Origin of the sequence: Longimicrobium sp. (assembly GCA_036387335.1) — a bacterium.
Lineage (GTDB): Bacteria > Gemmatimonadota > Gemmatimonadetes > Longimicrobiales > Longimicrobiaceae > Longimicrobium.
Map to the genome: position 1 here is coordinate 1 of DASVTZ010000073.1, position 25,170 is coordinate 25,170.

At 72.6% G+C, this 25,170-nt stretch carries 20 protein-coding genes; 12 read left to right on the forward strand and 8 right to left on the reverse strand.

What is annotated here, in order from left to right; all coding sequences use genetic code 11:
• From VF647_06030 to VF647_06050, 5 genes are all read right to left on the reverse strand, one after another.
• On the reverse strand, positions 1-273 hold a 273-nt coding region (locus VF647_06030; protein HEX8451633.1), incomplete at its 3' end, for a dockerin type I repeat-containing protein.
• A 37-nt stretch (positions 274-310) separates the two neighbouring features.
• Entirely contained in the window at positions 311-841 is a 531-nt protein-coding gene (locus VF647_06035) for a hypothetical protein (GenBank protein ID HEX8451634.1), read from the reverse strand.
• Positions 842-1,307: 466 nt separating this feature from the next.
• Entirely contained in the window at positions 1,308-2,540 is a 1,233-nt protein-coding gene (locus VF647_06040) for an aminotransferase class I/II-fold pyridoxal phosphate-dependent enzyme (protein HEX8451635.1), read from the reverse strand.
• Between the two features lie 247 nt (positions 2,541-2,787).
• On the reverse strand, positions 2,788-4,218 hold the full coding sequence (locus VF647_06045; protein HEX8451636.1) for a pitrilysin family protein: 1,431 nt from the start codon (positions 4,216-4,218) through the stop codon (positions 2,788-2,790).
• A complete protein-coding gene (locus tag VF647_06050) occupies positions 4,218-5,561 on the reverse strand; it encodes a pitrilysin family protein (protein ID HEX8451637.1) in 1,344 nt (447 codons plus the stop codon). The genes VF647_06045 and VF647_06050 overlap by 1 nt, the downstream gene beginning before the upstream one ends.
• 373 nt (positions 5,562-5,934) lie before the next feature.
• Here VF647_06050 and VF647_06055 point away from each other — a divergent pair, with 373 nt between their 5' ends.
• Positions 5,935-6,111 (forward strand): hypothetical protein, encoded by a 177-nt coding sequence (locus tag VF647_06055; protein HEX8451638.1) that lies wholly within the window; start codon positions 5,935-5,937, stop codon positions 6,109-6,111.
• Between the two features lie 101 nt (positions 6,112-6,212).
• On the opposite strand, the gene VF647_06060 is transcribed toward VF647_06055, so the two are convergent.
• Entirely contained in the window at positions 6,213-7,304 is a 1,092-nt protein-coding gene (locus VF647_06060; protein HEX8451639.1) for an NAD(P)/FAD-dependent oxidoreductase, read from the reverse strand.
• Positions 7,301-10,345 (reverse strand): LodA/GoxA family CTQ-dependent oxidase, encoded by a 3,045-nt coding sequence (locus tag VF647_06065; protein HEX8451640.1) that lies wholly within the window; start codon positions 10,343-10,345, stop codon positions 7,301-7,303. Before VF647_06065 ends, VF647_06060 begins: the two co-directional genes overlap by 4 nt.
• Positions 10,346-10,670: 325 nt before the next feature.
• Between VF647_06065 and VF647_06070 the strand changes: the two genes are divergently transcribed.
• A complete protein-coding gene (locus VF647_06070) occupies positions 10,671-10,928 on the forward strand; it encodes a hypothetical protein (GenBank protein HEX8451641.1) in 258 nt (85 codons plus the stop codon).
• A gap of 72 nt (positions 10,929-11,000) precedes the next feature.
• Positions 11,001-12,299, forward strand: a complete 1,299-nt coding sequence (locus VF647_06075) for a tetratricopeptide repeat protein (GenBank protein HEX8451642.1) — start codon at positions 11,001-11,003, stop codon at positions 12,297-12,299.
• A gap of 420 nt (positions 12,300-12,719) precedes the next feature.
• Here VF647_06075 and VF647_06080 read toward each other — a convergent pair whose 3' ends face one another.
• Complete coding sequence (locus VF647_06080) at positions 12,720-13,304, reverse strand: GNAT family N-acetyltransferase (protein ID HEX8451643.1); 585 nt, start codon at positions 13,302-13,304, stop codon at positions 12,720-12,722.
• A 359-nt stretch (positions 13,305-13,663) separates the two neighbouring features.
• On the opposite strand from VF647_06080, the gene VF647_06085 reads away from it, so the two are divergent.
• The 9 genes from VF647_06085 (at position 13,664) to VF647_06125 (ending at position 25,170) form a co-directional block, all read left to right on the forward strand.
• Positions 13,664-14,674: a sigma-54 dependent transcriptional regulator gene (locus VF647_06085; GenBank protein HEX8451644.1), complete on the forward strand. Its 1,011-nt coding sequence runs from the start codon at positions 13,664-13,666 to the stop codon at positions 14,672-14,674.
• Between the two features lie 349 nt (positions 14,675-15,023).
• Positions 15,024-15,521 (forward strand): nuclear transport factor 2 family protein, encoded by a 498-nt coding sequence (locus VF647_06090; GenBank protein ID HEX8451645.1) that lies wholly within the window; start codon positions 15,024-15,026, stop codon positions 15,519-15,521.
• Positions 15,522-15,531: 10 nt separating this feature from the next.
• Positions 15,532-17,436, forward strand: coding sequence for an alkaline phosphatase family protein (locus VF647_06095; GenBank protein ID HEX8451646.1), 1,905 nt, complete (start codon positions 15,532-15,534; stop codon positions 17,434-17,436).
• Positions 17,433-18,824: a DegT/DnrJ/EryC1/StrS family aminotransferase gene (locus VF647_06100; protein HEX8451647.1), complete on the forward strand. Its 1,392-nt coding sequence runs from the start codon at positions 17,433-17,435 to the stop codon at positions 18,822-18,824. Before VF647_06095 ends, VF647_06100 begins: the two co-directional genes overlap by 4 nt.
• Positions 18,824-19,663 carry a 1-deoxy-D-xylulose-5-phosphate synthase N-terminal domain-containing protein gene (locus tag VF647_06105; GenBank protein HEX8451648.1) on the forward strand — a complete coding sequence of 280 codons (840 nt, stop codon included), beginning with the start codon at positions 18,824-18,826 and terminating at the stop codon, positions 19,661-19,663. The genes VF647_06100 and VF647_06105 overlap by 1 nt, the downstream gene beginning before the upstream one ends.
• Positions 19,656-20,612 carry a transketolase C-terminal domain-containing protein gene (locus tag VF647_06110; GenBank protein ID HEX8451649.1) on the forward strand — a complete coding sequence of 319 codons (957 nt, stop codon included), beginning with the start codon at positions 19,656-19,658 and terminating at the stop codon, positions 20,610-20,612. Before VF647_06105 ends, VF647_06110 begins: the two co-directional genes overlap by 8 nt.
• Positions 20,605-21,945, forward strand: coding sequence for a radical SAM protein (locus VF647_06115; GenBank protein ID HEX8451650.1), 1,341 nt, complete (start codon positions 20,605-20,607; stop codon positions 21,943-21,945). Before VF647_06110 ends, VF647_06115 begins: the two co-directional genes overlap by 8 nt.
• Positions 21,946-21,952: 7 nt before the next feature.
• Entirely contained in the window at positions 21,953-23,950 is a 1,998-nt protein-coding gene (locus VF647_06120) for a radical SAM protein (GenBank protein ID HEX8451651.1), read from the forward strand.
• Positions 23,947-25,170 (forward strand): alanine racemase, encoded by a 1,224-nt coding sequence (locus tag VF647_06125; GenBank protein HEX8451652.1) that lies wholly within the window; start codon positions 23,947-23,949, stop codon positions 25,168-25,170. Before VF647_06120 ends, VF647_06125 begins: the two co-directional genes overlap by 4 nt.

The window sequence follows — 25,170 nt, forward strand, 5'->3', positions numbered from 1 at the left end:
CACCGCCACGCGCATGATCAGCTCCGCGTCCGCGCGGGTGATCTGCCCGTCGCCGTCCGCGTCGCCGCGGCCCGGAACGTCGAAGCTGGCCGGGATCGGCCGCCCCGCCAGGTAGGCATAAACGGCAAGGGCGTCGGCCGATGTGATTCGGCCGTCGCCATTGACGTCACCCACCAGGCCGGGGTCACGCTGCTGGGCCAGTGCGGGGATCAGGGCGCCCAGCAGCAGCACCCCGGCCAGCACGGCCGCCTTGAGTGAAAAGCGACGCATCATCGTTCTATATCCTGTCGAAAGAAACCGGCGGAGGGATTTACCGGGCGGGGTAGGCGGAAACGATCAGCGGCGCACCGGCCGCGACCATGGGAGCGAGGTCGCTGAAGTCGTTGGCGCCCACCAGCTCCTGGAAGTCCAGGCTGAAGGTGCGCTGCCCCGCCGGCTTCCTGGACGCGAAGCGGAGCGTGGCCATCGTCACGTCGTCCAGCCCGCCCGCGGCGGCGCCGGCGAAGCGCACCTGCCCGGGCGAAACCTCGTGCCAGGCGCCGTCCACCCCGGCGGGGAAGTCGGCCCCGAGCACGGAGAGCTGCGCCGTGTCGTAGGCGAGCTGGGCCTGGAAGCTGGCGATGGAGGCGCTGGTCTGCACGCGGCGGAGGCGGACCTCCGCGTACGTGGTGACGGGGCCGGCCTCGGTCACCACCAGCACCGGGTGCAGCCCCGCCTTGAGCCCCGCGAACGGATCGCCGGGATTTGCCTGCTTGGGCTGCACCACGTCCTGGCAAGCGGCCACCAGGGCGAGCGCGGCCAGGGCGAATGCCGGACGGATGCGGAAGAGGTTCAGCTTCATGGGGGTACTCCGGTGGGGGTCGCGCGACGGGAACGGGATAATTCCACGGAGGGGACCACGACGGCCGCGAAGGGGCAGCCGGGGCGCGTGGTTCCGGGGAAACGAGAGTTTTGGAGAATACTGTGCTGGAGCCCGGCGCTTGGTGGGACTGGGCGCGCCCGGGGGTCGGCGCTCTAGTGTAGTGGCTGCACCACGTTTGCGCAACTGTGCAGGCGGCAAAAGTACGGATTTGCCGGATGCACGCAAACGTTGCCGCCGTACACGTTTGCCGGTTTCCGCTCCGCAGCGGTCATAGCGCGCGGAGGGGGCTCACTTCCGGGGCTTCCCGCGGTACGAACGCGCTCCGGCTCCTGGCTCAGAGGAGGACGACAGCAACTGCAGGGCTCACGCGGAGGCGCGGAGGACGCAGAGGTGAGGCGCGGAGTTCTCTTCCGCGTCTCTGCGTCTCCGCGTGAGATTATGGGGATTATGGTCCCTTCTGGAGCGCGCGGCCAACGCGCTCGCCGGCTTCGCGCAGGCGGTCCTCGTCGGCGATCAGGGCGAAGCGGACGTGGCCCTCGCCCTCCGCGCCGAAGCCGAGGCCGGGGGAGACGACGACGCCTGCCTCGCGCAGGAGGAAGCGCGCGAACTCGATGGAGCCCATCGCCACGAACGGGCCGGGGATCGGCGCCCACACGAACATGGTGGCCTGCGGGGGCGGCACGGGCCAGCCGCCGGCGTTCAGCGCCCCGGTCAGCGCCTCCGCGCGGCGGCGGTAGGTGTCGCGGAGCTCGGACACACACTCCTGCTGCGAGCGGAGCGCGTGCGCCGCGGCGATCTGGATCGGCTGAAAGATCCCGTAGTCCAGGTAGCTCTTGATCTTGGTGAGCGCGCCCACCATCGCACGGTTCCCCACGCAGAAGCCGACGCGCCACCCCGCCATGCCGTACGACTTCGACATCGAAAAGAACTCCACCGCGATCTCCTTTGCGCCCGGCACCTGCAGGATGCTCGGCGGGCTGCCGGTGAAGGAGAAGTCGGCGTAGGCGAAGTCGTGGATCAGCAGGAGCCGCTCGCGCCGGCACACCTCCACCGCGCGCTCGAAGAACGCGGGGTCCGCGGAGAGCGTGGTGGGGTTGTTGGGAAACGAGAGGAGGAGCGCCTTGGGCCGGGGCCAGGTGGATGCGCACGCCTGCTCCACGGCGGCCAGGAGCGCGCCGCCCTCCACCTTCCCCTCGTCGTCGCCCACCAGCGGGATGCTGTGCACGCGGCCGCCCGCGAAGACGACGGAGTAGCTGTGGATGGGGTACGCCGGCGAGGGGACGATCACCGTGTCGCCCGCCTCCAGGATGGCGAGCATCAGGTGCGCGATCCCCTCCTTGGCGCCGATGGTGACCACCACCTCGCTCTCCGAGTCCAACTCCACGTCGTAGCGGCGGGCGTAGTGTTCGGCCATGGCGTCGCGCAGTCCGTAGATGCCGCGCGAGGCGCTGTATCGGTGGTGCTTGTGGTCGGCGGCGTGCGCCACCATCTCGTCCACGATGTGCCGCGGCGTGCCGATGTCGGGGTTCCCCATCCCCAGGTCGATCACGTCCTCGCCGGCGGCGATGCGCTCCATCTTCTCCGCGTTGATCTGCGCGAAGACGTACGCGGGAAGGCTGGCGAGGCGCGGGAACTCCGCCGCGCTTCGCGGGGGCCAGGCGGGTGCGTCTGTGCTCATCGATGCTCCGTGAGGGTCTCGTGCGTGGAGCGTCGCTGGGATGCAGGAGCCGGGCCCCGAACAGCGGCCTCACGCGGAGACGCGGAGACGCAGAGAGGAAAACAGAAAAGGGGCGCTCGTGTGCCTCTCTTTTCTCCGTTGTTCTCTTCCGCGTCTCCGCGCCTCCGCGTGAGGACATTACGATGCAAGTAGAGAGGGGCCCGGGCTTGCCGGGCCCCTCCATGTCACTCCACCGGAAAGAGCGAGCTTACTTCGTGAACTCCGTCACGTCGCGGATCTCGATGGGCGCGACGTTGACGGCGCGGAGGCCGGCCTCCACCACCGACCGGTCGCCGACGACGACGATCACGGCGTTGCCCGGCCGCACGTACTGGTTGGCCACGCGGCGCACGTCATCGGCCGTGACGGCCATCATGCGCTGCACGTAGGTGCTCAGGAACGACGGCTCGATGCCGTACGTCACCAGGTTGGCGAGCTGCCCGGCCACCTGCGGGTTCGTCTCCACCGTCTGCGGGAAGCCGAGCGCCAGGTAGCGCTTCGCCTTGTCCAGCTCCTCGGCGCTCACCGCCTCGGTGCGGATGCGGCCCAGCTCGCGCATGAACTCCACCACCGCGCTGTCCGTCTTGGCCGTCACCACCGCCGCCTGCGCGGTGAAGGGGCCCGCCGCCTGGCGCATCTGGTAGCCGGACCGAGCGCCGTACGACCAGCCGTGCGTCTCGCGCAGGTTCTGGTTGAGGCGGCTGGTGAAGGCGCCGCCCACGATGGTGTTCAGCACCTGCAGCGCGTAGTAGTCCGGGCTGTTGCGCGACACGCCCGGGTGGCCGATGCGGATCTCGGACTGCGCGGCGCCCGGCTTGTCCACCAGGTACACCACCGAGCGGGCGATGGTCGGAGTCGGCAGCGCCGCCGCCGGGGCCGACGCCGCGCCCGATGCGCGCCAGGCGCCCAGCGCGCTCTGCACCACCGGCTGCAGCGCGTCGGGGTTCACGTCGCCCACCAGGATCAGCGTGGAGTTCTCGGGGCGGTAGCGGCCGCCGTGGAAGCCCTGCACCCGCGCGCGGTCCAGCCGGCGGGTGGCCTCGGTGGTGGCGAAGCGGCCGTACGGGTGCTGCGCGCCGTACACCAGCGCCGGGAACGCGTTGTTGGCGATGGCGCCCGCCTCGTCGCGGTTGCGCGAGAGCGCCACCAGACGCTCCTCGCGCAGGCGGCCCACCTCGCGCTCCGGGAAGTCGGGGCGGGCCACGATGTCGCCCATCAGCCGCAGCGCCTGCGGAAAGTTGTCGCGCAGGGCGTACAGGTTCACCTGCGTCGCGTCCCACCCGGACGACGCGTTCAGGCTGGCGCCCAGCGTCTCCAGCGCGTCGGCGAGCTGCAGGGCGTTGCGGCCGGCGGCGCCTTCGTCCAGCATAGCCGCGGTGAAGGAGGCGAGGCCGGGAAGGTCCGCCGGGTCGTCCGTGTTGCCTGCGCCGCGCACCACCAGGGTGGCGTTGACGGCCGGCACCTCGGTGCGCCGCACGTACATCACGGTGAGCCCGTTGGCCAGCTTGCGCACCACCGGCGTGGGGGGCGCGAGCGCGGCCACGGGGCCGGGACGCGGCGGCGTGGTGGGGAACGGCGTCTGCGCCGCGGCGGGAAGGGCGGCGACGAGAGCCGCTACGAGGGCTGCGGTGCGTCTCATCAGTCGGTCTCCTTGGCGGCAAGCTCCGTCTTCCCGGTGGGGACGAAGCTGATCACGATCCGGTTCTTCCCCGTGAGGTACTGCCGCGTCACGCGCTGCACGTCGGCCGGGGTGACGGCGCGGTAGCGGGCGAGGTCGCGGCCCACGTAGCCCGGATCGCCGAAGTAGTACTGGTAGCTGTTGAGCTGGTCCGCCTTCCCCGCCACCGTCTCCAGCGACGACACGAAGCCGGTGACGATCTGGTTCACCACGCGCTGCACCTCGTCGGCCGCGGGCGGGGCCTGCGCCAGGCGGTTGACCTCCTCCGTGACCGCCGCCTCCATCGAGTCCAGCTGCGTCCCCTGCTTGCCGCGCACGGTGACCCAGAAGTCGCCGGAGAGGAGGTTGGCGTTGTTGAAGGAGCTGGTCTGCGACGCCACCTGCTGGTCGTACACCAGGCGCTTGTACAGCCGCGCGCTCTTGCCGTCCGTCAGCAGCGCGGCGGCCACGTCCAGCGCCGCCTCGTCCGCGTGGCCGCGGGGCACGCCGCGCCAGATGACGCTCACCTGCGGAAGCGTGACGCGGTCTTCTTTGGTGATGTAGCGCGTCTGCGCGATCTGCGGCACCGGGATGCGCGGGCGCTCCACGGCCGGCCCGCGCGCGATCCCGCCGAAGAGCCGCTCCACCATGGGGCGGATCTGCGCCGTGCTCACGTCGCCCGCGATGGTGAGCGTGGCGTTGTTGGGCGCGTAGTACGTCCGAAAGAACTGCGAAACGTCCTCCACCGAGGCGGAGTCCAGGTCGGCCATGGAGCCGATGGTGGACCACGAGTACGGGTGCCCCGCCGGGTAGAGCGCGGACGCCGCCGTCTCCCACAGCAGGCCGTACGGCTGGTTCTCGTACGACTGGCGGCGCTCGTTCTTCACCACGTCGCGCTGGCCGGTCAGCTTCTGCGCGTTGAACGCGTCCAGCAGCCCGCCCATGCGGTCCGCCTCCAGCCAGAGCGCCAGCTCCACGGCGTTGGAGGGGACGATCTCGTAGTAGTTGGTGCGGTCCGTGTTGGTGCTGCCGTTGTTCTGCCCGCCCGCCGCTTCCAGGAAGTTGTCGAAGTCCCCTTCCTTGACGTTGCGGCTCCCCTCGAACATCACGTGCTCAAAGAGGTGGGCGAAGCCGGTGCGGCCCGGCTTCTCGTAGCCGGATCCCACGTGGTACCACACGTTTACGGCCGCCACCGGGGTGGAGTGGTCTTCCGCCACGATCACCCGCAGCCCGTTGGGGAGCGTAAAGGTGGTGTGGGGGATGCTGACTTCCTGCGCCAGGGCGGGGGCCGCGGCGAGGCTCAGCAGGAGCGCGAGGCGTTTCATCGAGCTGCCTTTCTGCTGGATGGGTGGTGCGAAGGAGGTGCGTGTGGAGCATACTCCGGCGCCGGGCGCGGCGCCAGACGGTGCTTCAACACCAGGGGTCTGGAGGGGTTCCAAACTGCTGGCCTCACGCGGAGGCGCGGAGGCCGCAGAGGAACTGCAACTGATTGGATCACACAGAGACACGGAGACACAGAGGAAGAACGGCAGGAGGGGGCAGTATGAGTAATGCTCAGTTGGGAAACAGATGGGACTTGCGCAATGGGGCACGAGGGGTGATTACTAAGAGGACCACAACATTTTTTTCTGGGCGTCGTGCGGGAGGGCCCCTCTTTCCGCGCCAACGCCGCGCACGCTTTCCCCGCGTGGAGGTCTGATGCCGTTCATCACACATGGGCCCGTTCTCAGGACCCTGCCGCCGGATCAGATCGTCCTCTGCCTCCTCGCGCTCGCCGTGGTCGTGGCGGTCGGGACGGGGCTGGCGTACGCGCGCTGCCGACGCCAGGAGTGCGAGTTCGATCGCATCCTGCGAGTGGTGCTGCGGCGCGGGTAGAGCGTTATAGGTAACGGTTTTCCGTTACATGTGACGCGGTTTGAGGGCGAAAGAGGCACGGAGAACGGTCGTTCTCCGTGCCTCTTGCCGTATCTGGACCGTCAGGCGAGGGCGGCGGCGGGGGCTCTGCGCCGCCAGAACGGGCGGTCTTCCCAGCGCCGCTCGTCGCCGTAGTAGGCGGCGCGGTGGTGATGGTAGGCGCGGTGGACCTCGGCCACGCGGGCTTCGTAATCGGCCAGCGCGCCGCCGTCGCCGGTGAGGGCGCGGTGGATCGCCTCGCCCGCGCGCTTGCCGGTGTAGAGGGCGTTCAGGATTCCCTGCGAGGAGAGCGGGTCCAGCGCGAGCGCGGCATCGCCGATGGCGGCCCAGCCGGGGCCCGTGAAGCGGTCCAGCCGCGCGCTCGCGGCGTCGGCGCCGCGCACACGGCCGGTGGGCGCGTAGCCGTGCGAGCGCAGCATCTCGCGGACGTGCGTGCTCTCCGCCAGGCGCGCGGCGAAGCCGTCGTGGGCCAGGAGCTCGGCGCGGGGGGCGAGGTCCGCGTCGGTCATGAAGGCGACGATGCGCTCGCCGCCCGGCAGGAGGGCCGTGTACCACCAGCCGTCCGGGCCCGACTCCACCAGCGTGCGGGTGTCGCGGTCCGGCGCCTCCGCGCGGTAGCGGGCGTAGAAGGCCACCAGCGCGTCCTCGCGGACCAGCGAGGCGCCCAGCCGGCGCGCCAGCGAGCAGCGCCGGCCCGTGGCGTCCACCAGCCAGCCGCACTCCACCTCCTCGCCGCCGAGCCGCACCCGCCAGCGGGCGCCGGCGCGCTCCACGCCGCGAACGCGCACGCCGGTGCGCAGCTCGGCGCCGGCGTCGCGGGCGGCATCGCGCAGGAACGCGTCGAAGCGGGCGCGGTCCAGGTGCCAGCCGTGGCCGTGCGGGGTGCGCACGAAGTCGGTGGCGTGCACTTCCCCGCCGCCCCACGCGGACAGGTTGCCGTGGCAGGGGAGGTGCCCGTCCGCCAGGAAGCGGTCCAGCACCCCCAGGTCGCGCAGGAGGGGGCGCGCCCACGGCGGGAGCGCCTCCCCCACGCGGAACTCGCCCGCGGAGTCGTCCACCAGCAGCACGCGGCGGCCCGCGCGCGTCAGCGCCAGGGCCGCCGCCGCTCCGGCCGCGCCGCCCCCGGCGACGACGACCGGATCGTGCGTGCTCACTCCTCGTCCGGCGGGCGCACCGGGCGCGGGGCCTGCGCGCGGAGCTCCTCCGAGCCCCATCCCGCCTCTTCCAGCTCGCTCGGCGTGCCGGACTCAGCGACCGACGCGTCCAGCATCGCCGCCGGCACCGCGGACTTGAAGAGCGTGTGCTCCTCGGGCGCCTTGCCGGTGGACGCCACCCACATCACGGCGGGGAGCTCGGGGTCGTTCTCCAGCCCCGGATGCGCCTCCAGCAGCCCCATCTCGCCAAAGATCTTCACCATGTCCAGCATCGCGTCGGTGGTGCTCTTCTGGGCGAAGGGCTGCACCCACGCCTGGCGCCGCGAGAAGGCGGCGAGGCGCTTCCTGGGGTCCGCTGTGGGGTCGATGGCCGCCCGGTACGCCTCCTCGGTGAGGACGTGGTTGGGGACGCGCGCGGGCCAGAAGGTGGGGATGAAGGGGTCGTACTCCCGGTCGTACCCCGAGCGGCAGAACGCCGTGTCCGCCTGCCAGGGGAGCCCCATCCAGCGCGTCAGGTCGCCGGGCCCCTGCTCGTGGAGCGGCCCCCGCGGCCCCAGCGCCACGGCCGGCGTGAGCTCGTCGCCGTAGTCGCGGCCGCGCTTGCCAGGTGCGCGGTGCTTGATGCGGAAGGGGCTGCTGTACAGCGAGAGGTGCCGCATCGGCCACGTCACCTCGCACCCCGGGTGGAAGGCGTCCGCCAGGCAGTGCTCCAGCGCCGCACGGTCCAGCATCGCCGGCTGCTGCGCGAGCGGCAGGGTCAGGATGTCGCGCGGCACCGCCGCCTTGGGGTTCCAGTCCGACACGAACTTCCCCGCCACCCACGACTGCAGCACGCGGTACTGCGTAATGGAGATGGCCGCGTTCTGGCGCGGCGAATCGGCCAGCGGGTACACGTCCATGGCGTCGCCGTACAGCCAGGGCCAGGTGGACTGGTTGTTGTCCGTCCCCTCCGGGTCGCGGAAGGAGTGCATCACCTGGCGGCGCAGCTCCTGGTACACGTCCGCCTCGCCCGGCGGAGGCTGGTAGGCGAGCTTGGCGATGTACGCGGGATCCTCGAACGGGTTGGGCCCCGTGAGCCCGAACTGCGCCATGAACCCCTTGTTGACCCACTGCAGCCCGCTGAGCCGCTGCAGGATGGGGTACACGTCGTCGCGAAAGGAGACCGGGTCCGGAAACGGCATCGCCAGGCCGCGCACGTACAGGTCGTGCAGCAGGTCGTACAGGGTGCGCACCCCCAGCGTCCCCGGCGCGTAGTTGGGCGGCCCGGTCACCACCCACGCCGGCTCCACGGGGATGGGCCTTCCGCCGATCGTCACCTCCGCCGTCACCGGCCCGTCGGAGGTGTCGTCGTACCACCCGTCCGCGTTGATGAAGCTGTTCTCGTCGTCTTCGTTGTAGATCGGCTTGTTCTCGGGCGACGCGGAGACGCCGAGCCCGCCCAGGAAGAGGAGGCGCCCGTCCGCGTCGGTGCGCAGCTCGCCCAGGTACACGGGGGTGCCCTGGAAGGCGCCGTCGAAACGGTACTCGTCGCCCTGGGTGCCGCGCCCCTCGATGGTGCGCGGCCCGCCGTCGATCACCAGCGCGTCGCGGTCATCCTTTACGCCGGCGTTGCGCCGCGGCAGCTTGTGCTTGGCCGCTTCGGGGATGTCGAGCGCCATCTGCCACTGGTACCATGCGGCCTTGCTGTTGGCCACGTGCACCGTCCAGCGGATCTCCGCCGTGTCCGGCGTCAGCTCGCGCACCACCTGCCCGCTGGCGTCGTAGCCGAAGATGCGGAAGCGCGCCGCCTGCCGCTTCAGCGCCCCCGCGGCGTCGCGGTAGAAGCCGGGCTTCTCCGGCAGCGGGCTCACCACCTCAGGCCCGATGAAGTACTCCTTCTCGCTGTTCCCCACGCGCGCCACGCCGATGGCCGGATGGATGGCCGCGCGGACGATGCGGTCCTTCCCCACCGGGTAGGGCACGTCCTCCTTCCACTCCCTCGGACGCGGCTCCACCGGCTCGCCCACCGGCAGCCCGTTGACGTTGCGGCGCGCCTCGGCCGATGCGCGGTACACCACCTGGCGCGCTTCCGCGATGCTCCCCACCGGGCGGTGCTCGGGAAGGGCGTGCCAGCTGTTGAAGGCCAGGTTCTCGCCATACGCGGACTGCCCGCGCGTCCGCAGCTCCTGCCGCCGGATCACGAGCGTGGCCACGTGCACGGGCGGGCTCGCCTCCTCGCTCCAGCGCACGGTGGCGCGGTCCAGCGGCATCGCCTCGTCGTCCGTCTGGAACTGCACCATGAAGCGGAAGCGCGACTCCCCCGCCGCCAGTCGCCGGTTGAGGTCGGCGGCCAGGTAGAAGGGATCGTCGTACTCGGCGGGGCTCCCGTCGCCGGGGGGCACCACCTCCGGCTCCAGCTTGTACTTCACGAAGCGCCCCGCGCCGAAGCTGGACGGCAGCACGCTCCAGTACGGCGTGTCGAGCACGGTGTCCACCACCTTTTCCATCTCCTCCAGCACGCGCGCGGTCACGGGGTGCTCCGCCTCGTAGTCGGCCCCCTTGCCGTTGAGCGACATGCAGGTGAACTCGCACATGTCGCGGGCGGTGTCCACGAAGAAGACGTCGTGGTTCTGGAGGATGAAGTCGTGCGTGGTGGCGTCCTGGTCCGGCGCCATCACCTTCTCCCCCTCCACGCCGAAGAGCTTGATCCCGATCCCCACCGTCCCCTTGAGGTCGGGCCGCCCCGGCTGCACGTCGCTGGAGAAGCGCACCCACACCGGGTACTCCGTCTTCTGCCTGAATACCCCCACCCGCAGCTCCTCCGGCAGATCGGCGTTCACCCGGAAGCTGCCGTGCGCCACCCCGTGCAGCCGCAGGAATACGGGCCGCGTGGCCGGGTCGCGCCCCGCCGCGATGGAGCGCCCCTGCGCGTAGTCCACGAACAGGCGCTTGAGTCCATCGATGGGATCTTCCTGGCACCCGCACGGAATGGGGGGCAGCGTGGGCGTGCCGTCGGCGGCCTTCAGCGGCGCGGCGCGCGGGGACTGGACGAGGCTGCGCATGGTCTGGGAGTAGGCTGGGATGGGCTTCGAACAACGGAGGGAGACCAGATTATAGAGCCGCTTTCACGGTCGCAAGTAGAGGCGCGTTCGGGTTGAGGTAAAGGTGGGGCGGCGCAGCAGGCGGAGAGCCGAAACCGCGCGTGCAGGGTCCCCAAATCCCGCGGAACGGCGGCCAGAGGCAGGCGCACCGGCTCCAGAGTACACGTGCGCGGATGAAGCACGCAGCACGGGCGGGATCGCTGCCGGTGGCCAGAACGGGTCCCTCGAGCTTCGCACGCACGGCGGGCAGAGAGCGGTTGCGCGTGCCATCGGCGTCGGCCGGTCGGTGATCCGGAAGCTGCTGGAGATGCGGGCGGAGCCTCGCCCGGAGCACATGGCGTTGATCCGCGAGTGGGCCGAGGACCGCCCGGAGGTCCGCGTTCCTCTAGGGGCACTCTGTCTCGCAACCCTCGTCGCGGAGCTGGACTCGCCCCTCCGGTACGATGCTCGCCTTCGGATTGCCGAGACCCTTGCGCAGGTATACGCCGGGTCGGGCACCGACCTGCCGGCCTGGCTCGCGGACGAGCTCGGCGACCGGCAGTGACCCGGCCGCCGTGCCGATTGCCCCCGCAGCGACAGGTTCATGGGAGAGCACCGAAAACCACGCTACCGGACGATGCCGCCCACCCCGTCCGAGCTGCCTGCGTACGACTTCCTGGAGGACGTGGACGATCCGCTGGCGCGCGTTCTGTGGCGCGCGCTGAGGGAGATGCGCTCATGGGCCGAGGCGCCGCGCACGGCACGCACCCGCCCGGCGGCACGTCCCTTTGGTGAGGAGGTCGGCTACACGGCGTCGCACCACCCGGAGCTCGAGGAGGCTCTGGGCACCTTTGCCCTGCTCGGCTCCACGCCCCGGCTGGCATCAGTCGGCGCGCTGGTCGCGGCCTCGCAGCAGGTCCACGATTGGGCAGACGCGCGCGGCCTGGGTCGTACCGCCCTGCTGTTCGCCGAGGCCGCCGCGGTGCTGGACCCCGACAATCCCATCCTCGCCTCACAGGCGGGCCGCACGGCCCGACGCGCGGCCGAGACGCACCGCGCCGACACCTGGTACGACCGCGCATGCATCCTGGCGGCTCGCAAAAAGAACAGGAGGGAGCTCATCCGCGCGCTGATCGGTCGCGGAGGGCTTCTGCGCGAGACGGGACGGTATTCCGAGGCACGGCAGCTCTTCGGCCGCGCCGCCCGGCTCGCGTCGTCCACGCGCCGCCACCGCCAGGCCGCCGAGGTCCAGCACGAGCTCCTGACCATCGCCGCGGAAGAAGGCCAGTACACCGAGGCGGAGGTCTACATGAGAGCCGCGCTGCGCGAGTATCCCGTGCATCACCGCGCGGTGCCGTGGCTCGCGCACGACTGGAGCTTCCTGCTCGTCCGCCTGGGGTTCTACAGGGAGGCCCGCGTGCTGCTGGAGGCGGTCGTTCCCCACATCGCGCGGCGCGAGCTGCAGGTCGTGGTGTGGGGCACGCTGGGCCGCGCATCCGCGGGCGCGGGGATGCGCGGCGGGTACGAGGAAGCACGTACGCGCGTACTCTCGCTCATCGGGCTGCACGAGGAGTACGCCGCGGCCGCGCTCGCGCACCTGGCGGTGGGGGCCCAGTTCTTCGCGGATTGGGCCGAGGCGGAGAGCATGGCCGGTCGTGCCGTCGAGATCGCGCGCGCCCGCCAGCAGGCCGACGTGGAGAATGGGGCGCTGGAGATCCTGGATGCCATCAGCACGCGCACCCCTCCCCCGCCGCAAGCGGAGCTACCGCCGCGGAGCCGCATCCCCACGATTCAGCAGCGGATGCTGCGCCGGCTGGAGGAACGCTCGAAGCCGGTGCGACGCGAGGTACTGCGCGACCCGGAGGCCGGCGGACGTCCCGCGCACCCGCCGGTCGTGGGCCAGCCTACGGGGCCTCACATGGATCCGGGCCAGTGACGCCTGAGCCAATGGTCCACCCACCGGCGAACTCCGCGGCGCATTCTTCAGTGCTCGCAGTCGCTCCATCCTGATTCGAGGTGGTGTCGGAGGTCACGCCGCCCGAGCCGATCGTCCATCCTCCGCCGCCGCTTTGGCGCGGCTTCAAGGCTTCGCCAGCGGACGGAGCGGTAGCGCTTTCGGTACAGGCAGCGGCTGCGAACAAGGCGAATGCGGAGACGATCCGCGCGGCGCGACGCGTCATGGAAGATCCTGTGGCGGATTGAGGAATGTTGCGGGCATGACAACATACATAATCCGCCAGCACTGCCCCTCAAACATAATCCGCCACCACCCTCCGCACGTGATCCGCACTGCTTTGCAGCGTCGTTCACCGATCTCCGCGAATGGCACGCCGCGCGCGACCACGCTCGAGGCGCACTAGCCGGCGGGATTCCGGACGATGTACCGCATGATCGGGCGGGTGTCGGAGCGGCGCGCCACTTCCTTGAAGCCGGCGCGCTTGAACGCCGAGGCGAAGCCGGTCCAGGCGAAGGCTTCGGGGACGTGGTCCTTGCGGGGCTCGATGGGGTATCCCTCCAGGATCCGGCCGCCGCGCGCCCGCGCGTGCTCCACCGCCGCGCGGAGGAGCCGGGTGGTGACTCCACGCTTCCTGAATCCCCGCGCGACGAAGAAGCAGGTCACCGACCAGACCGCCTGGTCGTCGACCGGCTTGAGCGTGCGCGAGCGGCCGAGGACCGGGTACGCCTCGCGCGGCTGCACGGCGCACCAGCCGACGGGCTCGCCATCCGCGTAGGCGAGGATCCCCGGCTCCGCGCCGGAGTGGACGATCTCGTGGAAGGCGCGCCGGTTCGGCTCCCCCTTGCGCGCGTCGAACTCCGAGCGGCGCAGGCGCCACCACATGCACCAGCATCCGCCGCAGGCGCCGCGAGCCCCGAAGAGCCGCTCCAGGTCGCTCCAGCGGTCGGGGGTCAGCGGGTGGAATGCCAGCGCCAGGGCGCCCATCGCGATCGCTCCGTAGAAAAGTGTTGATCCGCTCGAGCTTCTGATGCATACTGGCGATCCGCCCGGAGGGCAAGGCCGGAGCCGCGCCCTCCTGGTACACTCTTGGAGCCACATTTATCAGCGGCTGTTTTCTGGATGGCGCGTGGATCGGCCGGCGCGCCGGCTCGGCCGGAACGCGCGGGAATACGGTCGTTTTCGGCCGCCGCACGTACATCGTTCGAGTGTACGCCGCTTCAGGGCGAGAGGCTCCGGGAGCGCCGGATCAGACACTGGCCAGCACATTTGTGCGCTGGAGGGTGGGCGGTCCCGGGCCGACGTCCATTCATCGAAGCACCCCGCATCGAACACGGCGGCGATCCATGGAGATCGGACTCACTGCACCCGCCCGCGACACTCCCGACGCCTACGGGATCATCGGCGATTCGCCCGGGATCCGCGCGGTGATCGCCCAGATCGAGGCGATCGCCCGCCACCGCCGTACCACTCTGATCGTGGGGCCCACCGGCACGGGGAAGGAAGTGGTCGCCCGCGCCCTGCACGAGCGGGGGCAGCCACCCGGCGTTCCCTTCGTGGTGGTGCACTGCGGCGCGCTGCCGGACACGCTGGCGGAGGACGAGCTGTTCGGCCACACGCGGGGGGCGTTCACCGGGGCCCGCGACGCGCGCAGCGGCCTCATCCGCGCCGCCAACGGGGGCACGCTCTTTCTGGACGAGGTGGATTCGCTCTCGCCGCGGGTGCAGGCGATGCTGCTGCGCTTCCTGGAGAGCAACGAGTACCGCAGCGTGGGGTCGGACCGGGTGGAGCGCGTGAGTGCGTGGGTGATCGCGGCGACGAACCGTGACCTGACCGAGGCGGCGCGGCTGGGCGAGTTCCGCCTGGACCTGCTCTACCGGCTGGAGGTGATGCTGATCTCCCTGCCGCCGCTGCACGCGCGGGGGGACGACGTGGAGCTGCTGGCCCGCCACTTCCTCCGCGAGCTGGTGGGTCCCCGGCGCTCCTTCACTCCCGAGGCGCTCAGGGTGCTGCGGAGCTACTCCTGGCCGGGGAACGTGCGCGAGCTGAAGCACTGCATAGAGCGGGCGGCGCTGCTCACGGAGAACGAGCGGATCGGCGCCGCCGACCTGGGGCTCGCCCGCGCGCCCGCCACCCCCGCCGCCGCGGACCCGGACGGCCCTCCGCCGCGGGAGCTGGAGGATGGGCTGTGGGAGCTCGTGTCCCGCAGGGGGCTCTCCCTGGCCGAGGCCGTGACGTTCTGCGAGCGCACCATCATCGAGTCCGCGCTGCGCGCCGCCGGCGGCAACCGCACCCGCGCCGCCGAACGGCTCCACATCCACCTGCGCACCATCTTCAAGAAGCTGCAGCGCTCCTGACGCGAGCGGAACGGCGGTCCGCAATCCAGGCACGGAGAAAGCGCGTTTTCTCCGTGCCTTTTCGTGCGCCTTGGCCGTGCACGAACGGGCATGGCCGAACCGCCACGGTGCCCATCCGTTCACCCCCCGGAACGGCTCCGGCGCGGCAGCCGGAGGGCGGCGGCCAGCGACGCAACACGTTGCCGTCCAGCGGCTTCGACTCCCCCGCCCCGCTCCCTTCAGATACCCGCCGCGGATGGCATTCGGCCTGCCCCTGTGTCCCCTCCCGCCACCCCGGACCGGGGCGGCGGGCACTCTCGCCCACGGCCGCTCCCGGCGGCCGGAAACCCCCTTCCCCAAGGAGAGCTCCATGGACAGCACACAGGAACGCCGGCCGATCACCGAGGAAGAGGTGCGCGGCACACTCCAGCGGATGCTGGAGGCGTACGAAGAGGGGAGGAAGGAGTTCTTCGACTGGTTCGCCCCCGACGCCTCGCTCTTCGTGCTGAGCTCGCCCACCCGCATCGACTCGCGGGAGGTCTACCAGCAGGGCTTCGGGCAGTTCTTCTACGAGACCAAGCGCACGTCGCAGATCCTGTCGCCGGAGTACCGCATCCTGGGCGACGACGGGGCGGTGGTCAGCTTCCACAACCGCGTGCTGGTGGGCGGCGTCTCCACCAACCTGCGCGGCACCATCGTCTTCCACCGCGCCCCGGGGGGCGAGCTGAAGGTGGTGCACATGCACAACTCGCCGCTGGGGCAGCCCACGGCCCCCGGCGTGGCGCTCACGCCGCAGGAGATGGACGAGGTGACGGTGCTGGAGGAACGCGTCGCGGCGGCGTCCGCGGCGGTCGGCACGCCCAAGTAAGGGGGCGGGCGTGGCCTGGCCGGCCGACGAGGAGCGCCCGGGCGGCCGGGTCGCGCTCGTGGGGATCGACGGATTCTCCCCCGAGCGGATGGACCGCTACGTCGCCGAAGGAAAGCTCCCGGCCATCGCGGCCGTGGCGCGGGCAGGCGTGCGGGTACCGCTGGTCTCCACCCTTCCCGCGAGCACGCCGGTCGCGTGGGCCACCGTCGCCACCGGGGCGCCGCCCTCCGTGACCGGCATCGCGGGCTTCCTGGTGCACCAGCCCGGGCGCCGCCTGGACGAGCGGGTGAGCGGCTGCTACTCGCACCGCTGCCGCACCCAGCCCATCTGGGAGGCGGCCACCCGGGCGGGAAAGCGTTCGTACGTCGTCAAGTTTCCCCTCTCGTACCCCTCCGCCACCGCCACCTTCCGGCTGGACGGCGCCGCCGGGTGGGGCGGGCTGCGCTGCTTCCACGAGGCGGCCTCCTCCGCCGTATCCACGCTGGACGGCGAGGCGGGGACGGTGCGGATCGACCCCGATCCCGTGCCCTGGGCGGGGGAGGCGCCCGGCGCGCCGCCCGCGTTCCGGGGCACGTGGCGCCTTCCATCGCTGTGGAGCGACGGCGCGCTGGCGCTGCACGCCGCGGTGGTGGAGGGCGAGGGCGGCGCGCGCGTGCTGGTGGCGGACGCGCCGGACCGTGCGCGCGTGCTGGCGGAGCTGGCGGAGGGGGAGTGGAGCGCCCCCCTCACCGTGCGGGCGCCGGGGCGGCGGGGGCCGGTGGAGTGCTCGTTCCGGGTGAAGGCGCTGGCGTGCGGCGCCCGGCCGCCCCGCCTGCGCCTGCTCAACACCACCGTGCACGAGCGCACCGGGCACGCCGCGCCGGAGGAGGTGTGGCTGCGCCACCTGGACGAGGCGGGGCCCATCGAGGAGCAGACGGAGCCCTCGCTGGTCTTCCACGCCGGGCTGGACGCCGCCACGCAGATGGAGGTGTTCCGGCTCAACGCGGAGTGGCTGGAGCGCGCCTGCACGGCGCTGCTGCGCGACGAGCCGTGGGACCTGTTCATGGTGCAGATCCACCTGGTGGACTGGGCGCACCACCTTCTGCACGGAGGGGTGGACCCGCGCCACCCCGCGTTCGACCCGGCGGCCGCGCCGGCGCTGGAGGAGATGCTGCTGGAGGCGTACCGCATGGCCGACCGGCTGGTGGCGGCGGTGGCGCGCGCCGCGGGGCCGGACGCCAACCTGGTGGTGATGGGCGACCACGGGCAGGACGTGCAGCACACCACCTTTCACGTCAACGAGTGGCTCGCCGCCGAGGGGTGGCTGGCGTGGGCCGGCGAGGGCGACGCGGTGGACTGGGACCGCACCCGCGTCTACGCCACGGGCAACTACCTGCACTTCAACCGGCTGGGGCGCGAGCCCACGGGGATCGTGGACCCGGCCGGATGCGAGCGGCTGGCGGGCGAGGTGACCGCGCGCCTGCTGGCGCTCACCGATCCCCGCACGGGGGAGCGGGTGGTGCGGGTGGCGGGGGAGCGCCGCGAGTTCGAGCTGCTGGGCGCCGACGGGGCCGAGGCGGGCGACCTGGTGTTCTGCCTGTGCTCCGGCTACGGCGCCACCAACGGCCGCGGCCCCCTGCTGAAGCCCACCGTGCCGCTCAGGGAGTTCACGAGCGGGCACGACCACTTCTGGCCGCTGGACCCCCGCATCCACACCCGCCTCTTCGCCGCCGGGCCCGCGTTCAGGACCGGAGTGCGCCGCCCGCGCGCCGCGCAGCTGGTGGACGTGGCGCCCACGCTGGCCGCCGTGCTGGGGATCGACCCGCCGGCGCACTCCGAGGGGCGCGTGCTGGCCGACCTGCTGGCGCCGGGCGTGGCGCCCGGCTCTCCCGCCGCCGCCCGGCCGGCGGTCCTCGCTTCCCTGGAGGTGCTGTGAGCACGCTGATCGACACCCCGGCGCCCGTGCGCGCCCCCGAGCCGGTGTCCCGCGCCGGCGGCCGCCTGGCCGTGGACGGAGGCGACCCGGTGGTCCCGCGCGGAATCATGCTCTCGCGCTGGCCGCGGGTGAGCGAGGACGACCTGCAGGCGGTGATGCAGGCGGCGCGCGCGGGCACCCTCACCGAGATGTCCGGGCGCGACCTGGTGCGCCAGTTCGAGGCCGAGGTGGCCATGTGGCTGGGGACCCGCTACGCCCTCACCACCAACGGCGGCACGGCGGCGCTGCACTGCGCGCTGGCCGGCCTGGGTGTGCAGCCGGGCGACGAGGTGGTCGTGCCCTCGCTCAGCTACATCGCGTGCGCGGCCGCCGTCGTACACCAGGGCGCGATCCCCGTGTTCGCGGACGTGGACCCGCGCACGTACAACGTGACCGCCGCCAGCGTGGAGGCGCGGATCACCCCGCGCACGCGTGCCCTGATGGTGGTGCACATGCACGGCCTTCCCGCGCCGATGGACGAGCTCCTTGAGCTGGGGCGCCGCCACGGCATCCCGGTGCTGGAGGACTTCTCGCAGGCGGCCGGCGCGGCGTGGCGGGGCCGGCCGGTGGGGAGCATGGGCGACGCGGGCGCGGCCAGCCTGATGGCGGGGAAGAACCTTCCGGCCGCGGGCGAAGGGGGCATCGTGTGCACCTCCGCCCGCGAGGTGCGCAACCGCGCCGCCTCCCTCAAGTGCTTCGCCGAGGCGGTGGAGGCGGACGGCTCGTACACCCCGCTGCACGAGACGATGGGCTACAACTACCGCATCAACCTCCTTTCCCTGGTCTTCGCCAGCCGGCAGCTCTTTCGCCTGGACGGCTTCAACGACCGCCGGCGCGAGGGCGCGGCCCGGCTGGACGCGGTGCTGGGCGAGCTCCCCGGCTTCTCGCCCCCCGCGGCCCCCGAGGGCGCCCGGCACGTCTACCACATGTACCGCTTCCGCTTCGACCCGCGCGAGGCCGGGCTTTCGCTCACCGCGGACCAGGCGCGCGAGGGGCTGAAGGCGGTGTTCTGGGCCGAGGGGCTCCCCCTGGTGGAGTTCCAGAACGTCCCCCTCCCCGGCCACGCCCTCATGCAGGGAAAGGTCGGCTACGGGCGCGGCGCGCCGTGGAGCTGCCACGGCCGCGACGACGTGTACCGCATCGAGGACCACCCCGGCGCCCTTGACGCCATCCGCCACTCGCTGGTGGTGGGCTACCCGGCGCAGGCCCCGCTCGCCAACCCCCGCCTGGTGGAGCACTACGCGGCCGGCTTCCGCAAGGTGGGGGAGAACCTGGACGACTTCGCGCGCTTCGCGGCCGGTCTGCCCGCCGAGGCGCCGCCGTGGAGCCAGCCCGCGAGGATCTTCTGATGGCCGCCGACCACGCCGTGCTTCGCGACGAGGCCGACGCCCTGCGCCTGCTGGTGCTCAAGACGCATCGCCGCGCCGGCGCCGGGCACCTGGGGAGCGCCCTTTCGGTGGTGGAGATCCTGGCCGTCCTCTTCGGCCGCTTCTTCCGCTGGCGGGCGGAGGGGGAGCCGGCCTGGGCGGGCGACCGCTTCGTGCTCTCCAAGGGCCACGCCGCGCTGGGGCTGTACGCCGCGCTGGCCCGCGCGGGGCGCATACCCCCGGAGCGGCTGGCGGAGTTCGGCCGCAACGGCGCCGCGCTGGAGCCCCACCCCAGCGAGGCGGCCGAGCCGGAGCTGCACGCGTCCACCGGGTCGCTGGGCCAGGGGATCTCCATCGGGGTGGGGCTGGCGCTGGGGAGCAGGCTGCGCGGCGCCCCCGACCGCACCTTCGTGGTCATCGGCGACGGCGAGGCCAACGAGGGGCAGGTGTGGGAGGCCGCCCGCTCGGCCGCCGCGCTGGGGCTGGGCGGGCTGCTGGTGGTGCTGGACGACAACGGGATGCAGCAGGACGGCCCCACGCGCGACATCCTGCCCGTGGACGACCTGGCCCCGGCGTGGGAGGCGATGGGGTGGCGCACGGCGGAGGCGGACGGGCACGACTGCGCCGCCCTGGCCGCCGCCCTGGAGGGGCTGCTGGCGCTTCCCGGCAACGCCCCGCGGCTGCTGCGCGCGCGCACCGTGAAGGGGCGCGGCGTGGAGTTCCTGGAGGGGCGCACCGGGAGCCACTACCCGCCGCCGCTGACCGGCGAAGAGATGGTGCTGGCCACCTACACCGCCGCGGCACGGAGGGCCCATGCGTGAGACGGAGGGCGGGTACGAGCAGATCCTGCTGGAGGTGGGGGGCGCCGACCCCGGCGTGCTGGTGCTGGACGCGGGGCTCGCCACCTCCATGCGCACGCACCTCTTCGCCCGGGCCTTTCCGGAGCGGTACTTCAACCTGGGGATCGCCGAGCAGAACGCCGTGGGAGTGGCCGGCGGGCTGGCACGGCGCGGATGGATCCCCCTGCTGCACACCTTTTCCAACTTCGTAACCCGCCGCGCGCACGACCAGCTGGCGCTCTCGGTGGCGTGGCCGGGGTGCGCGGTGGGAGTGGTGGGCGGGTCGTGCGGGGTGTTCGACGGGCGCAACGGGCCCTCGCACATGGCGGTGGACGACCTGTCCGCCGTATCCGCGCTCCCGGGGATGTGGGTGGCCGAGCCTGGCGACCTGCGGCAGACGCGCGAGCTGCTGGGGCGCCTGGTGCGGCTGGGCGGCCCCGGCTACCTGCGCGTGCGCCGCTTCGGCGCTCCGCACGACCTGCTGGGCGCGCCCCTCCCCCCCGGCGGCACGGTGGTGGCGCGCCCGCGCCCGGACGCCCGCTGCACCCTGGTGTCGTGCGGCACCCTGCTGGGCGAGGTGCTGCGCGCCGCCGAGCTGCTGGAGGCGCGGGGCGTCGCCGCCGAGGTGGTGCACGCGGCGGTGCTCAAGCCGCTGGACGCCGCGCCGATCCTGGAGTCGGCGGCGCGCACCGGGATGCTGGCGACGGTGGAGAACCACGTGGCGGCGGGCGGGTGGGGCGACGCGGTGGCCCGCCACGCCGGGCCGCGCGGCATCCCCCACCTGCGGCTGGCGATCCCCGACGCGTACGTGCCCGCGGGCGACCCGGCGTGGCAGCTGGCGTGGTGCGGGCTGGACGCGGAGAGCGTGGCCGCGCGCGTGGCGGCGGCCCTGGAGACCCACCCGGCGGCGGAGATGATCATCCATGCTTAAGCACATGGCGCCCTACCGGGCGGAGCTGGTCCCCACCCTTCCCGCCCGCTGCAGGCCGCTGGTGCGCTACCGGCGCGAGTCGTTCGGCTGGCTGGCGGCGTTCCCGGAGGGGCGGGTGGGGATGTTCGGCCCCCAGGCGGAGCCGCTGCTGGCGGCGGGCGCGTCGTACGACGAGTGCGCCCCCCACCTGCTGCCGCGGCTGCGCATCGCCCCCGACTTCCACTTCAGCGCGCCGCTGATCGGCTGGGTGGAGATCACCCGCCGCTGCAACCTGCGCTGCCCGCACTGCTTCGTGAACGCGGGGGCGGCGCGCAACGGCGAGATGTCCACAGAGCGCATCCTCTCCCTGCTGGACGAGTGGGCGGAGATGGGGGTCTTCACCGTGGTGGTGACGGGGGGCGAGCCCACCATCCACCGCGACTTCGTGGAGATCGTGAACCACGCCCACGCCCTGGGCTTCTGCGTGGGGATCGCCACCAACGGGATGACGCTGGGCGAGAAGCTGCTGTCGCGCCTTCCGCAGGACGACGTGCTGATCAGCGTGAGCATCGACGAGGCGCACGGGCAGGGGCGGGGCAAGGAGAGCGACTTCGACTACGTGACGCGCAGGCTGCGCATGGTGCGCGACGCCGGCTTCAACACCAGCATCATGACCACCACCACCCGCGACAACGTCCACGGGCTGGACCGGGTGATCTCGTGGGCGGTGGAGAACGACATCAGCCTGCGCAGCGTCCCCTTTTCCCCCATGGGGCGCGGCTCGCTGTACCGCGAGATGCAGAACACCACCGCCGACGTGGAGGCCGCCGCCCGCTTCTGGCTGGCCGAGGAGGAGTGGGAGCGGGTGCGCGACCAGAAGCTGGGGCTGTGCACCGGCAAGGTGTTCAACTTCCTCCTCACCATGGTCTACGCCACCCGGCGCTGCATGAGCGGCCGCGGGGTGTGCTACGTGGACTCGTCGGGCGACGTGTACCCCTGCACCACCTGCTCCGGCGCACGCGTGCTGTGCGGCGGCAACGTGCAGATGCGCTCCTTCGCCAGGCTCTGGGAAGACGAGTGGGAGATCCGCGGGATCACCTGGGACTCGTTTCGCGACGCGTGCAAGGGGTGCCCGCTGGACGAGGAGAAGTACTTCTGCACGGGCCGCTGCCCGGGGAGCAGCAGCGTGCACAACGGCACCCTGCACCAGTGCGGGATGTCGGAGTTCCAGAAGCTCAGCGTGCTCCGGCGCGAGGAGCTGTTCCGCGAGCGGATCCGCGCCGAGCCGCGCGTGGAGGTCGTTCCCGTCGCCGAGGCCAGGGTGGCCGCCGGCTCCGCTCCCACTCCCGCCTGAGGCGCCCATGCGAGTATCCCTCTCCACCAGCCTGCACCTGGACCACGGCTCCACCCCGCTCGACGCCGAGCCGGGCGACCCGCCGCGCATGCAGTCGTTCGTGCCCGTGGGGCTGCTGTCGCTGAAGGCGGCGGCCGACCACGCCGGCACCGGCGCCGACGTGCGCGTGGTGGAGGTGAACGGCCTGCTGAACGACGGGCGCATCCCCAACGACGACCGGCTGTACGAGCACCTGGCGCTGGCCGCGCTGGAGGCGGGCGACGACTTCGTCGGGCTGATGACGGACGCCGACTCGCTGCCGCACACCGTGCTCACGGCGCGCGCGGTGAAGCGCCTCTCCCCGCGTACGCCGGTGTGCCTGGGCGGACCCGGCTCGTCGCCCATCGCCGGGCCGCTGCTGGAGCGCTTCCCCTTCCTGAGCATGGTGGCGCGCGGCGAGGGGGAGGAGACCTTCGTGGAGCTCCTCCGTGCGCTGAAGGCGGGGCGGCGGCTGGACGGCACGGCGGGGCTGGTGTGGCGCGACGGCGAGACGGTGGTGCACGGGGGCGAGCGCCCCGTGGCCCCCGAGCTGGACACGCTCCCCGTGCCCGACTTCGCGGCGTACGACATGGACGCCGGCGCGCCACTCTACCTGGACGTGGGCCGCGGCTGCCCGTTCCGCTGCAGCTTCTGCGCGACCGCGCCCTTCTGGCGCCGCCGCTTCCGCATGAAGTCCATCGACCGCATCGTGCACGAGATGCGGCTGGTGCGCGAGCGGTGGGGGCGCACGCACGTGAACTTCTCCCACGACATCTTCACCTGCGACAAGCGCTGGACGCTGGAGTTCTGCGAGCGGTTGCGGGCGGAGGCGCTGGACGTCACCTGGGCGTGCAGCACGCGTACGGACATCATCGACCCGCCCACGCTGGAGGCGATGGCCCGCGCCGGCTGCGTGGAGATGTACTTCGGCATCGAGGCCGGCTCGCACCAGGGGCAGGCGGAGATCCAGAAGGGGCTGGACCTGGAGTGGTCGCGCACCGTGGTGGCGGCCGCGGCGGGGGCCGGCATCCGCCCCATCACGGGCTTCATCGTGGGGCAGCCCTCCGAGACGCCGGCCACGCTGGGCGCCACCCTGGAGCGCTTCTTCGACTTCCTGCGGGTGGGCGGCTTCCGGGCGCACCTCTTCACCCTGTGCCCCTTCCACGAGGCGCCCATGTTCGCCACTCACGCCGCTTCCATCGACCGGCGCGCGCAGTACATCGAGCTGCCGCTGGCCGCCGGGCCCGCGCGCGAGCACGGGCGGATGCGCGACGAGAACCGCGACCTCTTCGCCAGCCAGTTCCGCTACGCCACGCCCGGGGTGCCGGAGCGGTGGGTGGACGCCAGCGAGGAGCTCTCCAGCCACGTGGTGGTGCTCAAGGCGCTCTGGCCCCTCCTTCTGCCGCACTACGAGTCCGCGCTGGACTGGTACGGCCGCTGGGTGGACTGGATCGAGGCCGCCAACGCGCGGCGGCGCCCCGGCTCACGCCTGCGCCACCAGGGCGACGCGTACGACCTGCTGGACTTCGTGGACCGCGAGATCGTGCGGCTGGGGCTGGCGGACTCGGGCGTGGCGGAGCTGGCGGCGTACGAGCGCGCCAAGCTGGAGGCGCGCGAGCTCCCCGACCCCGCGCCCGCCGGCGTGGACGGCGGCGACGGCGACGGCGCGGTGGTGGCGCGGCGGGGGGGCTACGTGGCGCGCAGGATCCGCTACGACCTGGCCTCGCTGCTGGGCGGCGGCGCGGGGGAGCGGCTGCAGGAGGGGCGGGAGCGCTGGGTGGTGGTCACCAAGACGGAGCCCGGCTTCATGGCCACCCTGCAGGTGGGCCCCGCGGGGCTGCGCCTGCTGGACCTGGCGGAGCGCCCTCGCCCCGCGGGCGAGCTGCTGGACGCGCTGGAGGCGGACGGACGGGTGGAGCGCACCGAGGCGGCGGAGCTGCTGCGCCGCTTCCGGGACCGCGGCGTGCTGGCGGAGGTGGCCCGATGAGCGCCCTGGACCCGCGCGTGCGCCGCGCCGGGATTTCCGCGCCCGGCCCGGCGTACGTCTACGACCTGGACCGGCTGCGCCGCCGAGCCCTGCGGCTGGCCTCGCTCCCCATCGCGCGGCGGCGGCTGTTCTTCGCCACCATGGCCAACGACCACCCGGCGGTGCTGGCGTGCGTCCGCGACGCCGGGGTGGGGGTCTTCGTCAACTCCCCCGCCCACCTGCGGCGCGTGCTGCGGGTGGGGTTCGAGCCAGGGCAGGTGGTGTACGCCGCCAGCAACATGCTGCAGCGCGAGATGCGGGAGTGCGTGGAGCTGGGCGTCAACCTGGTGCTCGACTCGGTGGGCCAGGTGCGGGCGCTGGCCGATGCGGGCGCCGCCGGGGCCGAGATCGGGGTGCGGATGAACGTGGGGAGCGCGCTGGACCGGGGCGCGCTGCGCTTCGACCCCGGCTACCGCTTCGGCCTCCTTCCCTCCGAGCTGCCGGAGGCCGTCCTGGCCGCGCGGCGGGGCGGGGTGCGCATCATAGGCGCGCACTCGTACTTCGGCACCGGCGTCATGCGGCCGCGGACGCTGCTCGACGGGCTGGAGCGGCTGGGGGAGGCCGCGTCCGCGCTCCCCGACCTCCGCTACCTGGACGTGGGCGGCGGCTTCGGCGTGCCCGACGCGCTGGACGACGACGAGTTCGACCTGGAGGGGTGGGCTGCCGGCGCCGACGAGGCGGTGCGGCGGCTGGAGCGGCGCTTGGGGCGCGAGCTTCACCTGTACGTGGAGCCGGGGCGCTGGCTGGCGGCCGACTGCGGCTACTTCTTCGTCAAGGTGGTGGACCGCAAGGTGCGCGGCGACCGCGCCTTCGTGGGCACCGACGGATCGGTGGCGCAGTTTCCCCGTCCCCTGCTGTACCCCGGCCAGGCGGTGCACCCCTGCGAGATCGCGGACGGGGCCGCGGGGCGCTCCCCGCACCCGCAACCGGTGTGGGTGTGCGGCAACTCCACCTACTCGCAGGACTTCCTGGCGCGCGGCATCGCCCTTCCCCTTCCCGAGCCGGGCGAGACGCTGGTCTTCCACTACGCCGGCGCGTACGGGCGCTCCATGGCCACGCGCTTCCTGGGCAAGGGACCGCCGCGCGAGCTGTTCGTCCGCACTCGCCCGGGCGTGCCGCGGGCGGAGGAGCTTTCCGCGAGCGCGCCGGACGGGGTTCTTGTGGCCTCGGCCGGGGATTGA

What these genes read in the sequence shown, in the direction of transcription:
- VF647_06035 (HEX8451634.1), bottom strand. Translation starts at nt 841, where the DNA reads ATGAAGCTGAACCTCTTCCGCATCCGTCCGGCATTCGCCCTGGCCGCG.
- VF647_06040 (HEX8451635.1), bottom strand. Translation starts at nt 2,540, where the DNA reads ATGAGCACAGACGCACCCGCCTGGCCCCCGCGAAGCGCGGCGGAGTTC.
- VF647_06045 (HEX8451636.1), bottom strand. Translation starts at nt 4,218, where the DNA reads ATGAGACGCACCGCAGCCCTCGTAGCGGCTCTCGTCGCCGCCCTTCCC.
- VF647_06050 (HEX8451637.1), bottom strand. Translation starts at nt 5,561, where the DNA reads ATGAAACGCCTCGCGCTCCTGCTGAGCCTCGCCGCGGCCCCCGCCCTG.
- VF647_06055 (HEX8451638.1), top strand. Translation starts at nt 5,935, where the DNA reads ATGCCGTTCATCACACATGGGCCCGTTCTCAGGACCCTGCCGCCGGAT.
- VF647_06065 (HEX8451640.1), bottom strand. Translation starts at nt 10,345, where the DNA reads ATGCGCAGCCTCGTCCAGTCCCCGCGCGCCGCGCCGCTGAAGGCCGCC.
- VF647_06075 (HEX8451642.1), top strand. Translation starts at nt 11,001, where the DNA reads ATGCCGCCCACCCCGTCCGAGCTGCCTGCGTACGACTTCCTGGAGGAC.
- VF647_06080 (HEX8451643.1), bottom strand. Translation starts at nt 13,304, where the DNA reads ATGGGCGCCCTGGCGCTGGCATTCCACCCGCTGACCCCCGACCGCTGG.
- VF647_06085 (HEX8451644.1), top strand. Translation starts at nt 13,664, where the DNA reads ATGGAGATCGGACTCACTGCACCCGCCCGCGACACTCCCGACGCCTAC.
- VF647_06090 (HEX8451645.1), top strand. Translation starts at nt 15,024, where the DNA reads ATGGACAGCACACAGGAACGCCGGCCGATCACCGAGGAAGAGGTGCGC.
- VF647_06105 (HEX8451648.1), top strand. Translation starts at nt 18,824, where the DNA reads ATGGCCGCCGACCACGCCGTGCTTCGCGACGAGGCCGACGCCCTGCGC.
- VF647_06110 (HEX8451649.1), top strand. Translation starts at nt 19,656, where the DNA reads ATGCGTGAGACGGAGGGCGGGTACGAGCAGATCCTGCTGGAGGTGGGG.
- VF647_06115 (HEX8451650.1), top strand. Translation starts at nt 20,605, where the DNA reads ATGCTTAAGCACATGGCGCCCTACCGGGCGGAGCTGGTCCCCACCCTT.
- VF647_06120 (HEX8451651.1), top strand. Translation starts at nt 21,953, where the DNA reads ATGCGAGTATCCCTCTCCACCAGCCTGCACCTGGACCACGGCTCCACC.
- VF647_06125 (HEX8451652.1), top strand. Translation starts at nt 23,947, where the DNA reads ATGAGCGCCCTGGACCCGCGCGTGCGCCGCGCCGGGATTTCCGCGCCC.